Source organism: Streptomyces sp. RFCAC02 (assembly GCF_004193175.1).
Taxonomy (GTDB): Bacteria; Actinomycetota; Actinomycetes; order Streptomycetales; family Streptomycetaceae; genus Streptomyces.
The window spans coordinates 3346545-3360936 of the sequence record NZ_SAUH01000001.1 but is presented as its reverse complement, the minus strand read 5'-3'; the positions used below and the strand labels follow the sequence as shown (position 1 = coordinate 3360936).

General features: G+C 72.3%; 1 protein-coding gene (running past one end of the window). It reads right to left on the bottom strand.

Annotation, left to right across the window (positions count from 1 at the left end; translation table 11 throughout):
• A protein-coding gene (locus EMA09_RS15540; RefSeq protein WP_129841626.1) for a hypothetical protein crosses the window boundary here: on the bottom strand, nucleotides 1-14273 show its 5' end (the start). 22012 nt of this gene lie to the left of the window's left edge; the window shows 14273 of its 36285 coding nt (coding positions 1-14273); it begins with the start codon at nucleotides 14271-14273; its stop codon lies beyond the left edge, outside the window.
• Between the last annotated feature and the right edge of the window lie 119 nt (nucleotides 14274-14392).

Below are 14392 nucleotides of genomic sequence, written 5' to 3'. Positions count from 1 at the left end.
GTGTCCGGGGTGTGGAGCATGACGTCCGACCGGCCGTCGACCGGGAGGAGCACGATGTCCCCGGTCGCCTCGCCGTCGGCGCCGCGCAGAAGAATCTCGTCGTGGGTGTGGACGCCCCGGTCGTCCAGCACGAGCGGGCGGTATCCCGGCAGGTCGACCACAGTGCCGACGCCGTCCAGCGGCCGGGTGGACGCCCCGGCGGGCGGTGGGCCGCCGGGGCTCAGCAGGCCGGGTGGACCGCCCGCGTCCGGCAGCACGAGGAAGGTTTCGTCCACGCGTGGCACGGCGTACGCCCGGCCCTGCCGCGCGCCGTCGGGACCGTGCAGCGTGCCGGCGCCGTCCCGCGTCAGGAAGAACGAGCCGTCCTGCTGGAAATGGACCCGGTCGCGCAGCAGGTGTCCGCCGTCCCGGAAGGCGACGCCCGTGGCGGAGCCGTCCAGCGGGCGGATGACGAACGTGCCGGTCGGCGCGCCGTCCTCGCCGGAGACGCGCGTGACGGTGTGGCTGTACAGGCCGTCGGCGCCGACGACGGCGGGCGGCCGGTCCGGCACGTGGACGAGGGTTCCGTGGCCGCCCTCCAGCACCGTCGCGGCGTCGGGCACCTCCTCGCCGTGCTCGTCGACGACGCGCGGCACGGCGCCCTCGTTCGGTCCGGTCAGACGGAACCTGCCGAGCGGGTCGGTGCCGTAGACGCTGGCCGCGCCGAGTTCCACGCCGCTGCGCACGTCGTAGAGGCTGACCGTGTCCCGCACCTGGACGGCGACGATGCCGCCGTCGAGGAACAGCACCTGCCGGGTGACGATCTCCCGGTCCCGGTACGCGAACGCGCCGTCCGGTGTCCGCACCACGGTGAGTTCGGGCTCACCGGGCTGTCCGCCCAGCGGGATGGGCCGCTGCCCGTCCACGATCTCGTGCACCGGGAACGCCAGCAGGGGCGGCGTCGCTGTGCCGTCCGACGCGGACGATCCGGGGCTCGGCGGCTCGTCCGCGAACCGGCCCGTCTCCCGGGGGGTGCTCGGCGCCTCCGGAGATCCGGGGGCGCCCGGCACCGAGTCCACGAACCGGCCGGTCCCCACGGTGTAGCGGACGACCGTGCCGTCCGGTTCGTGCACGGTGAGGTGCCCGTCGTCCCCCTGACGCACCTCGGTGCCCGGGGACGTGGGGTCGTGCGCGGTGCGGGGCAGCGGGTGGAGCCGGCCGGCCTCGTCGGAGAGGGCGAACAGGTCCGGGTGCCCGTCCCGGCCCCACAGGAGCGTGACCCGGAACTCCAGCGTGCCGTCCCCGTCGACGAGGAAGCGCCCGGAGCCGGTGGTGACGAGGAACCGGCCGTCGGCCAGCGGGGCAGCGGAGGAGCCGGGGACCGGCCGGCCGTCCGGGTCCGTGACGCGGAGCGGTCCCGAGGCGTCGCCCCGGATGCCGTGGCCGGCGAGCGGGCCTTCCTCGATGCGCACCGACGTGGTCAGCGCGGTGCCGTCGGGACGGAAGCGGAGGATGCCGCCGCCCCGTTCGAGCGTGAGGGCGCCGTCCGCGCCACGCACCCCGGTGCCGAGCAGCGCGTCGTCCCGGAAGGCGAGCACATCGCCCGCCCCGTCCGTCGGCACCGCGGCGAACATCCGCGACGGGCTGCCGGGACTCGCGGTGAGCGGGACGACGTTCCGGTAGGCGAGGGTGGACCAGCTCTCGTCGTCGACCAGGACCCGTCCCCCGGGCACCGTGACGAGGAAATGACCTCCGCCGACCGGCGTGACCGACGTGGCGGTCCGTTCGGTGTCGAGCCGCCGTATGCCGGGCGTCCCGCCGGGGGGCAGCCGCAGCTCGTACCCGGCGAGGGTGCCGCTGTTCGGGCGGATCATGGGCGTGCTCTCCCGGCCGCCCATGGTGAAGGTGTAGGTGCCGGCCTCGTCCTCGATCCGGAACACGTTGTCGCGTACGACGACCGACGGGACCGTCTCCGGCACCCCGTCACGGGCGGCGGGCAGCCTCCGCGGCGTACCGCCGCCCAGCGGCACGGCGATGAACTCGACGATGTTGCCGTTGGTGCTCACCAGCGGCATGACGTCGTGGGTGCGCTCACCGGAGGCGTCCACCACGGCCGGCCACCTGTCGGGGACGTGGACCTCGTAGTGGCCGCCCGGGAGGTTGCGCACCCAGTGGCCCGGGACATCGCCGCCGGTGGCGGTGGTGATCTCGGAGCGTCCCCCGTTCGAGACGGCCAGCCGGTGACCGTCCATGGCGTCGGCCGCCGACCCCCTGCCGGTGCCCACCAGCGTGCCTGTGCCGTCGTACACGAAGTAGCGGCCCGCGGTGAACTCCCCGCGGATACGGCTCCCGTCGAAGTCCGTCACGGCATAGCCGCTGCGCTGTCGGCCGGCGTCCGTGTAGATGCGGGTGGGGCCGCGGCCTCCGGCCGGCAGGGCGGCGAAGCTCCCGTTCGGAATTCCCTGGTTGTCGCGGAGCGTGAGCGGACGGTGCGTGGTGCCGTCGGGGCGGACCAGCAGCCGGTCCGCCCTTGTGCCGACGAGGAAGCCGTCGTCCTGGTGCAGGGCCACCACCCTGAGGCCGAGCCGGTCCCCCGTGGCCGTGACGGCGTACGGCCTGCCCCCCGCCGGGTCCACGATCCGGTGGCCGTCGAGCCCGCCGCCGTGCACGGTGACGAGATCGCCCAGGTGACGGTCGTCCGCGAAGAACGCGGCGCCGCCCCGGCCGTTGTCCACCCGGAGCGTCGCGCCGTCGAACCATGCCCGGTCCCCGAGCGCACGGTCGGCTTCCGCACCCACCGGGGTGGCGACGAGGTGGCCCTCGGTGGGGGCGCCGTCCGGCCGCACCGTGTGGGTGAGGACGCCGTCGCCGTCCACGATGCCCCGGCCCGCGGACGTCCGGACGAGGAACATGTCGGGGCCGAGCGGGCTCACCAGGTCGTCCGGCCGCGCCCCGCCCGGCCGGACGATGGCCGGTGTCGCGCCGGCCGGGATCTCCAGGCGGGCGCCGCCCAGCAGATCGTGCAGCGGGCCGCTCGCCGGTGCCCGGACGTCCGTGCGCAGGGCTCCACCGGGCTCGTACACGCTGTGGCCCGTGTCGTGCCGCACCTGGATGAGGCCGCCGTCGGTGGCCTCGACGGCGCCGGTCCTGATGCCGCCCGGTGTCACCAGGGCGCCGGGGCCGCTGCCCCGCACCGGGACCATGGCGATGGTGCCGTCGGCGGCGCCGTTCCGGGTGAGCGGCACCCCGAGGTGGGTGATCACGCCCCGGCCGTCCACCACGGCCCCCGCCGTACCGGAGATCCGGACCAGGAACGTTCCGTCGCCGATCGCCTCGGCGGTGCCGGTCTCCCTGCCCCTGCCGCGGGTGTACGTGACGGTGGGGGTCGGCCGTTCCTGCCCGTCGAAGGTGATGCGGACCCGCACCGGGGACTCGCCCAGGGTCTGGGTGTTCCCGTGGTGGATCTGCCGTCCGGCCATGTCGTACTTGACGAATCTCCCCCCTCCGGGGGTGACGCTGAGGGTGCCGTCGTCGTTGAAGCGGAACAGCCGGAGTGGCAGCGGGGTCCCGTCGGTGCGGACGAGGAGGAGGCCGGGATTGTCGCCGGACGGCATGACGGCGAGTGTGCCGGTGGCCCGCCCCGCGTCGTCGAGCAGCGGCAGGACGTCCCCGGCCGGGATGCCCTGCCCGTCGACGAGCACCGGCCGGAGGTCCGGGGCCTGGACCAGCAGGTGCCCGCCCGTCAGCTCGTGGACGGTCGAGCCGAGGACCGTGTGCCCGTCCCCGTCCACCAGATCGGGCACACGACGACCGCCGGAGGAGTCCAGGCGATGGCCGTGCATCGCACCCTCGACACGGCCAGGACCGGAATGGACCAGCCTGCCGTCCTGGTACACGTCGAGGACACCGTCGCGCTCCACAAGCACCCGGCGGCCCCCGAAGGACACCATGGGCCGATCGGGCAGGGCGTACAGCACATCGTCACCCTGGAACAGCCGCCACCCGTCGGGCGTCCGCACGAGGTTCCGGCCGTCCGGCGCGCCCGCGGCGTTCGCGAGCCGTACGACGTCGATCTTCCGCCCCGAGATGTCGTACGCCGTCCGCTGCACGCCTTCGACCAGGAAGCCGACATCTTCCAGTTCACGGACACGGAGATCCGCCCGTACCCGGCCCCGGTCGTCGACGACATGGAGCAGGGTGCCGTCCGCGGAGCGCTGGATGGTGGACGCCGACCCCCGGGGAGTGATGTCGGTCCGCAGCAGGGCGCCCTGACCGTCGTACACGCGAGTGGCACCCCAGGTCGCGTCGGGCATCACCTTGATGCCCCCGTCCCCGCGGACCGCATGCCCCGGCAGCGGCGTGCCGTCCGCCGCGACCAGCCGGCCCACACCGGCGTTCGTCTGCCAGACGGCGACCTCGCCGTTGGGGCGGCCCCAGGCGTCCGTCAGCGTGGTGACACGCGGGCCGTCCGCATGGGTCGCCGCTGTGTCGAGGCGCTGGAAGTCACGGGTGTACAGGGCCGGGGCGCTCCGCCCGTCGGCGGGGAGTGCGAGGCGGTGGCCGCTCTCGCCCGGCGCCGGGTGGACGGTGTGGGTGTGCGCCCCCTGGGGATCGACCAGTACCGCGCCCCGGCCCGGTGCCTCGACGGCGAAGCCGGTGTCGCCCAGGTCGTGGACCCTGCTCTCCCGCACCTCCAGGGCGTCCCGGGTGCCGATCACCAGGGGCCGGCGGCCGGGGACATGGACCGCGAGCGCGTCGTCGCCGAGCGGGGCGGTCGGCACTCGCCGCCCGTCGCCGTCGGTGACGAACGGACGCCCACCGGCCGGGGAGACGAGCGTGTGCCCGTCAAGACCCGGCACACCCCGCATGCGGGCGACAGGGGCGCTGCGGCTCGTGAACGCCTCACCGACCCCGTCACGCGAGACGACGAACGACCCGTCCGGCGCCCACGCCACCACCGGACCGTCACCCGACGCCGGAACGAACGCCTGCGCCCCACGGGGACCGTCCGTGAAGTGCCGCCCCAGGAACGTCCCCTCACGCCCCCACACCCACAACCGGCCGTCCAACAACACCGTGATCACCGACTCGGTGACCCGCACCTCCGCCGCCGCGTCATGCACACCGTTCCGGAAGAGGAACGCCCCCTGGTCCGTGACCGTCACACGGATCCCCGTCTCACCGCCCTGCGGACCCCGCAGCACGACCGACTCGCCCGGCACGATCCCCGTCACCGGAGCCACCATGAACGACTGCGACCCCGCCTCGGTGCCATCCGAGGGGGTCGTGGGCCGGCCCTCCGTCCCCGGCCGGGGCACGGTCAGGCCGCTGATCCCACCGTCCGCCGGATCGAGGACGGCCCCGTCCCATCCGTGGAGCACCGCGTCGTCGCCGGTGCCCACACGGATGAGACCGTTCTCCACCATCACAGGAGTGGGCAGCGGGACACCTTCCCGGGTCGTGAGGTACCCGGGTCCGTCGCCGTTCACCGGAACGAACGCCACGCTCCGGTCGGCCTGATCCACCGCGTCGAGGAGTCCGACGGCCGTGTGGGTCCGCAGGCCGTCGGTGTTCACGGCCAGGCCCCGCCCGTCGTGGAATATGACTCCGACGTGCCCGTCCGGGAGAACCGTGGGAACGAGGCCGTGCAAGTGGTCGCCCGGCGCGTTGATGAACAGTTCCCAGCCGTTGTGGAAGACGTACAGCGTGTCTCCCGTTTCCAGCGGCACAGCGTGGCCGACCGGAGTGCCCGACATCTCATGGACGCGCCGGGCATTTTCCGGTCCGACGGAGAACACGTCGTCGCCGTCACGCCATACCGCGCGGAGAGGCCGGCCGCCGTCGCCCGGGAAGAACAGGGCTCGCCCGTTCCCGTGCAGCGGGGCGATGACGAACCCGTCCGTATCACGCCCGTCGTCGTCCCGCAGCCGGATCACGTCGTGGGTGTGGTTCCTGTCGGCGTCGGCCACCATCGGCCGGTGTCCGGGCGCCGTGACCAGATAGCCGTGTTCGCCGAGCCGCCTCACCCGCGAACCGACCACCTCCGCGTCATCGTCGCCGACCAGGCGCGGATGATCCGGGTCACCGAGGTCGAGACGGTTCCCGACCATCGCACCGTCAAGACGCCCGGGACCCGACTCGAGGAGCCGGCCCGCGCCGTCGAACACCTCGAAACCATCCGCCCCCTGCACCAGAGCCCGCGTGTTCCCCAGCAGCCCGATGACCCGGTCCGGCAGAGCGGTCAGCCCGGTGGTCCCCTCGAAGACCGTCGGAGTACCCGGCTGACCGGGTCCTGGAAGGAAGAGGTAACGGTCGGTGGGCCGACCCGCGTCATCCAGAAGCCGGGTGAACACGTCGCCGGGACCATCGCCCCACGACCAGCGCCATGTGCCGGAGCGGTCGCGTGCGACGAAGCGGTCACCGAGGTCGACCGCGTCGCTTGCCCCGTCCCACTGGTCAGGCGCGCGTGAGAGATCGCTCGGCGAGGCGTCGACCTGCCCGATCGGGTTCGGGAGGCGTTCGAGGTCGCGGCCGAGCAGCACCGGCGCACCGCCGCCCACCGGCGTCAGACGCAGGAAACCAGGGCCATCGGTCACAACCGTCACGTCATAGGAATGGACACCTTCCGCGTTGATGACGACCGGCTCACGGCCCGGCGCATACACCACGGAACCCAGCGGACCCAGGCCCACGGCGAACGAGCCCTCGACCTGCTGCCACCGTCCGTTCTCCATCCGCACGACGTAGGCGAGATCCCCGTCACCGGAACGGAACAGCCACGTCTCACCGCCGGGCAGCGGATGCAGCGAACCCATCGACTCCAGATCCACGGTCAGCAGACCGTCGAACCGCTGCCACCGCCCGTCCACCACATGCACCGCATTCGCGGCCGCATCGCCACCGGGAACCAGAAGCCGCGCCTCATTCCCCGGCAACACGTCAAGAACACCCAACGCGCTGCCGGCCCTGTCCACCAGTACGTCCCGGCCGTCCACTGTCACGGTGTGCGATCCGTCCGACATCCGCCGGACGTCCGACGACACCAGCTCCCCGGTCGTCTCCCGCACCAGCAGCGCATCACCCCCACCCACCGGCGAGATGATCACCGTCCGCGACAAAGCCTCCGTGCCCTCGACAGCCTGCGCGGTATGCGTCACCCCACCCCGGCCATCCATCACCACACCACGGCCACTCGGCAGCGTGACCAACGTCCCGGCATCACCCTCCCACCGCCAGACGAACGTGCCCCCGCCCACCGGCGCCACCACCGACGGCACACCATCGGACGGGAACCGCACATCCGACACCCACGAGCCGGTACCGCCACGCCGCGCGAAGAACGACACGACATCCCCGTCCCGGACCGTCACCAGCGACTCGGAGACCCACACCTCATCCCCGAACGGCTCCCCATTCCGCGACGCCACCACGCCCTGATCCGTCGTCACCACAGTGATGCGCTCACCACTGCGACCCGACAGCAGAACACTCTCGCCCGGCGACACCCCCGTCACCGGAGCCACCGTGAGACTGTCCGAACCGGGGCCGGCGGGCGACAGGTCCCGCGGCGGTACCGCGTGAGCGGTGTCCAGGCCGTTCAGCAGGTCGAGCACCTGGTCACGGTGCTCATCGCTGAGGAGGCGGAACTCCTCGTTCCGCGGCCAGTTGGCACCGGGGAGGACGGGGAGGGCGGGGGTCGCGCTCTCGAAGGAGCCCGTCACCCCGTCGAACCGCTCGTACGCCCCATCGGGACCGTGCAGCACCAGGTCGCCGCCCGGCAGCCGCCGCACCGTGGTGCCGAACACGGGGACACCGTCGGTACCCACCGGCAGCGGGTACGGCCTGCCGTCGGTGGACATGATCACCAGTACGTGGGGGCGCCCTCCCTCACGTCCTGTCAGCTGCAGCAGGCGGTCGACCATCGTGGGGTCGAGACTGACGACCGTGGTGGCGTCGATGTCGACGAAGAAGTGCTGCCCGTCGATGGTGACGCGGGTCCAGCCGTGACCGAGACTCTGCGCCGAGGAGTTGGGGATCCCGATGCCCGCCCCGTCCGTCACCCGGGACGGCAGCCTCGGCCCGTCCACCCGCACGACAACAGCCGCCGGACCGAGGATGTCGTCGCTCACCGTCAAGGTGCTGCCCGCGAACTGGCCGCTGTCGGCACGGAAGCGGTGGCTTCCCGCGCCCCACGTCAGCGTCACGACATCGATGCCATCGCTGCCGCGCGCCCTGCTCACCTCGACGGGCACGTAGGCACCGTCCACGGCCAGCCACGGCCGGGCCGTGCCGCCCTCCAGGGGGAGGAAGGCGTACGTCCCCGTGGGCCGGCCGAACTGGCCCTGGAGAGGCACCGCGTCCCACAGGTACTCCCAGGTGCCTGTGTCCACGACAGCACGCCCATGGCGGGTCTTCACGAGGTGGAGGTCGTCCCACAGCGGTGTGCCGATGACGGTGTCGCCCCCGTCACGGGGCACGGCACGCGGCGGCCGGCCTGGCGTGAGCAGGAGATCGTATCCGCGCAGCGATCCTCCGGCCGGGCGCACCACACTGCCGAGCATCTCCCCGGACAGGGAGAAGGTGTCGGTCCGGTTGCCGCTGACGACCGTGAAGCCGTCGGGGGTCAGCTCGACGACGGTCGCAGCCCTCGCCGTCCTGCGTCCTGTGTCGAAGACCAGCGTCGGCCCGTCCCCGGACACGGGGACAGCGATCTCAAGGATGGGTTCGCCGTTCATATCGTCCAACAGCGCGAAGTCGTGCGTGACCTTACCCGTGGACGACATGCCGACGGGGCTGCGGCCGGACAACACGGCGAGGAAAAGATCGCCGCCCTTCCACTCGACATCCGAGCCGCGTACCTCACGCCCGGAAAGGAGGTGGGTGAGGAGGGGGCGCGGGCCGGACAGGTCGAGCGCGTACCCGTGACTCGCGTCGAGGAAGCCGTGGAAACCTTCGTGGTCCAGGGTCCGGCCCGCACCGTCGATGACGGTGACCTGGCCATCGATGTCCTGTGTGATCACATTGCCCTTGAAGCGGGCCATGCCTTCGCCCAGCAGTTCGCCCCCTTCCCCGTACAGCGGCGCGGGCCCCCGGCCGCTCAGCGGGACGGCGTAGAAGCCACCGGTGCGGACACCGTTTTCTTCGACCGTGTGGACGGGCCGGTGGGTGTGCGTGCCCCGGTTGCTGAGGATCACCTCGCCATCGGAAGTGCCGACGAGATAGCGGCCGTCCTCCAGCGTGAGCACAGGGACGGCGGTGATCCGCTCCCCGTCCGGGGTGGCCACATAGGGATGGTCCCGGCCGTCGAGCGGCACCACCAGGCGGTTGCCGTCGAACCGACTGCCGCTGATCGTGTGCACGGCGCCGACGAACGTCCCGCCATGGGTGAAGAACTTCGCGCTGCCGAAGCCATCCTCCATTCTGATGTCCGCGCCGTCGAGCCAGATCCGGTCGGCGGCGGTTCCGTCACCGCCCTCTCCATGAGGCGTCGCGATGAGCCGGTCCGTACCGGTGGCTCCGGGGCCGGTGTACGGCTGGACGTCATGGAGGTAGGTACCCGAGCTGCTGACGATGCCGCGCCCGGCGGAGGATTCGACGAGGACGAGGTCGTCGTCCAGCCCTGTCACGCGGCCGCCCGAGGCGCCCCCGACGACGGAGTGCGGGGTGTCGGCCCGGTGGGAGAAGTGCAGCGCATCGCCCTGGAGCAGTGCCGCCAGCGGGCCGTCCGTCGGCCGGAACTCCGAGTACTCGGGGACGTACCTGCCGTTGCCGTCGCGCCCGTAGAGCACAGCGCGCTCATCCGTGCCCACGCGGATGAGACCGTTCCCGGCCCGGACCGGGTCGGGCAGCGGCCCGGCGTCCCAGTGCACGAAGTGTCCTGGGCCTTCGCCACTCACGGGGCGGAACACCAGGTGCCCGTCGGTCCAACCGGGTCGGCTGACCCATCCGGTGGACATGTGGGTCTGCGCGCCCTGGCCGTTCACCACGCTGCCGTTGCCACTGACGTGGACGATGGCGAAGTGGCCGTCCGGCAGGTTCCACGCCCTGACTTCGCCCGGCGTGGTGCCCGGAGCATGCACGACCGGCTGCCGCCCGTCGTCGAAGACGTGCAGCCAGCGTCCCGGTCCGAGGGGCACACCACGACCCGCCCGCGTGCCCGTCGTGTCGAACACGATCCGCTGCCCGTCGCCCGCCTCGACGAAGAACGCGCCACGGCCGGCCGGCCCCACGGTCCGGGTGACGATCTCGCCGCCCGCGAAGAGGAAGTCGTCGCCGGGCAGCAGGGAGACGATGAAGAACTGTCCCGTGTCTCGCCCGTCCTCACCGCGCAGGGGGATCACGTCGTGCGTGTGGACGCCACTGCCGTTCACCACCACCGGCCGGTGATCGGGCGAGGTGACCAGGTAACGCTCCGCGCCGACCTGTGTCACCGGGGCGTCGAGCACCCGCTCGCCGCCGTCCGTCGTGACCAGATGCGGGTCGCTCGGGTCACTGAGTTCCAGACGGCGTCCGCGCATCACCTCGTCGAGAGCGCCTGGGCCGGAGTCGATGAGGCGGCCGGTGCCGTCGAAGACCTCGTAGCCGCCGTCCCGCGCCACGAGGAGGCGGGTGTTCCCCAGTGTCGCCGTGACGCGGTCCAGCTCGGCGGTGAAGCCGGTGGCTCCCCGGGTGTAGACCGTGGGGAAGTCCTCGCTGCCGAGCTCCGGGACCTGGAGGTACCGGTCGGTGAACGCGCCCGTACGGTCCTGGAGGCGCACGAACAGGTCGCTCCGCTGCTGCGCCGTCGTCGAGTCGTACACCGTGTAGGCGCCGTCGCCATGGTCCTGCACCCGGTGCTCGTCGTTGAGACGGTAGTGGCCCGGACGCGTCGCCGGGGGATCGGCGGGCAGGGTGCCCGGGACGGTCTCCCTCGACGCCGGAAGGATGTGCAGGTCCCGGTCGAGCAGCACCGGCGCGCCACCACCGACGGGGACCAAGCGCAGCCGGCCGGTGCCGTCGTCCAGTGCGGTCGCGTTGTGGGTGTGGACGCCGTCCGTGTCGATGACCACCGGGTCGCGGCCCGGCCCCCGCACCAGCGCACCCAGCGCACCCAGCGGTTGGACATCACCCCACGCGCTGCCGGCCCGGTCCACCAGCGTGGCGACCCCGTCCACCATCACCACATGCGAACCGTCCGCCAGCCGCGCGACATCCGAGGACACCAGCTCCCCGGACGCCTCCCGCACCAGCAGCGCATCACCCCCGCCCACCGGCCGGACGATCACCGTCCGCGACAGCGCCCCCGTACCCTCCACAGCCAGCGCGGTGTGCGTCACCACACCCGCGCCGCCCACCACCACGCCCCGGCCACTCGGCAACACCACCAACGTGCCGGCGTCACCGTCCCACCGCGAAACGAACGTGCCCCCGCCCACCGGCGCCACAACAGACGGCACACCATCGGACGACAACCGCACATCCGACACCCACGACCCAGTACCACCGTGCCGCCCGAAGAACGACACCACATCCCCGACCCGAACCGTCACCAACGGCTCGGAAACCCACACCTCATCCCCGAACGACTCACCCCCACGCTGCGCAACCACACCCCCGCCCGCCACCACCACAGTGATGTGCTCACCACCACGACCAACAAGCCCCACCGACTCACCCGGCACAATCCCCGTCACCGGAGCCGCCATGAACGACTGCGACCCCACAGGCGACGCGGACGACGGAACGGGTGCGGAAGTACCTTCCGGCTCGGCTCCCCGCGCGGCCACCAGGCCCCGGTCCGCCGGGCTCAGCGCACGGATCTCGTCCGGCCGCAACGCACCCATCGCCGGGACGTCCCCACCACCCGGCAGCAACTCACCCGTCGCCCCGTCGAACCGCTCCACCGAACCATCAGCACCCCGCAGCCCGATCGTCTCATCGGGCAGCCACCGCACCACGCTGTCCGTCACGACCGAGCCGTCCATACCGCGCGGCAGCGGATACACCCCACCGTCCAGCGACGGCACCACCAACAGATCCGGACGCTCCTCACGACCGGTCAGCACCACCACCGGCCGCGACACGACGCCATCCGCGTCAACCAGGAAACGCCGCCCACCAGCCGTCACCAGGAGCTGATCCGACCCCACCCACCGGAACGACCAATCAGCACCCTCCGCCCACCGCAGCGCCGCACCCGCCAGCGGCCCGGACGCCGGCACCACCTCCCACGACACCAGCGCACCCGACGACACATCGAACTCGAACGACGAACGACCCCACGAGAACGACACCACACCGCCGCCCACCACCACATCGCTCACCGGCGCGCCATCACCACGGAAGACCAGCGGCTCACCCCCACCGACCGGTGGTACGAGGTAGAAGCCGCTCTCCTCCCCATCCGCACCCCGCAGCACCGCCGAGCCGTGCACATGGACGCCCATGTCGTCCACGACACCGGCTCTGCCCCCGGCCCGTACCAGGAAGACGTCATCCGCCAGCTCCACGACCTCCGAGCCCGGAACCTCGGCACCGGCGCGGTCCACCACCCGCGGAAGAGCACCGTCGAGCGGCGCGAAGAACCGGAAGCCGTCGCCCAGCTCCGCCAGCCGACCCCCGTCGAAAGCGTGGGCGGTCCCGAGCAGGCGGTAACCGGCGCCGTAGAGGAGGCCTCCGGTGCCGAAGGCCGCGTCCACGGGCGAGGCGAGGAAGCCATGCCGCGGATCGCTCCCCGGGCCACCGGACAGCGTGACGTGGTGGGTGAAGGCACCCGCGGCGTCGACCATGCCGTGCCGGCCGTCCACCGACACCAGGAACCCGCGGCTCAGTATCCGCACCCGGTGGTCCCGCACCGTGTCGGCGAAATCGTCTACTTCCGGTCGGAGTCTGTGCGGAGAGAAGGTCAGTACGACGTCGGGGCCGAGCAGTTCGGCCAGCGGACCTCCGTCGGGGACGACCTGCGAGAACTGCCACTCGCCGTCCGACCGGAACACCTGCACCCCGAAGGGCTGCCGCAGGGTGAACACTCCGTCGTCCCGCGTCACCGGGACGTCACTGCGGATTCCGTTCTCATACAGCACCGGCGCGCCGTCGACGCCCTCCCTCGGCGTCGTGACGAACCTGACGGGCGGCGCGCCGAAGCCGCCGACGCGGTGATCGTTGCCCAGGCGGACGACGTCGCGGCTCGCCCGCCCCGAGGCGTCCAGGAAGAACTGGTAGTCCCCCCGTTCGAATACGTGGCCATCTCCCCCGAGTCGGTGCGTGGTCACCTCCCGCGCCGTTTCGAACTGTCCGTTCGCCCCGGCGCGCAGCGGTTCCGCCGTTCCTCGATGGCTGATCCTCACCGTGATGTCGTCGAACGGACCCGTGCCGCGGTGGAACCGGTCGAGCAGGTCGCCACGGACCGTGTAGACGGCCTGGGGCCGGCGGTCCGCGCTGTATATCGCCAGCGTGCGCCTGTCGGTCCCGGCGCTGACGGTCTCGCGGGTGACGCCCTGGCCGGGGCGGAAGACCTCCGGCGCTCCCTCCCCCGACATGTTCTGGATCAGCAGCGCGCCGGTGGGCCGCCCCGCCCGGTCCCGGAGCCGCACGATATCGACATTGGCCCAGTTCCCCGCCCCGTCCAGGACACCAGGAGCGGCACCCTCCTGCTCCACCAGATGACGACCCGGCCCCAGCCCCGTCACGGTGGACCCCGGAACCTCGACACCATCCCGGACCAGCACCGGAACCCCATCGACGAACCCGATCCCACCCTCCGGCCGAGGACCCGTGAGCAGACCGGAACGACTGCCGACCTGAAGACCGTTCGGGTCGTGGAACGACACCAGCGGGCCCGATCCCGTGGAGATCTCCACGGCGATCCGCCGTCCGCCGAAGAGGTGGGCCACCGCGCCGGGCAGACGTCGGCCGCCCTGGTAGACCGCCGGGCCGCCGTCACGCCCGGGCACGCCGATGACCAGGAGGTCCGTGTGCCTCATGGCACTGTCCCGGAGCGCCAGCATGGGCAGGGGCGCGCCCTCGCTGGTGACGGCGGTCCTGACGCGGTCACCCGCCAGCAGCACCCGTCCGTCGCCCAGGTCGGTCCGGGTCATGCCGGGCAGTGGGCCGCCGCCGTTCTCCAACTGGAGGGCGCCCTGCGGTGTCCGGACGACGTAGAGGGCGCCGTGTCCTGGAACGGCGCGTCCGGTGCCGATCCAGCCGCCCTGGGCGTCATGGACATGAACGGGAGCGCTGGGGCCGAAGTGCCCCTGCCGAACGAAGATCCGCTCGGCTCCAGTGATCACGGCCTGCGCGCTGACGACATCGGTCATGCGGTTGTTGAGCAGCACCGACAAGCCGGATCGCCCGTGCGCAGGCACCGCCACCCCTTGCCCCGGCTCGCCGTCCGCGCCGCGCAACCGCACGATGGTGTGAGTGTGGTTCCCCAGGT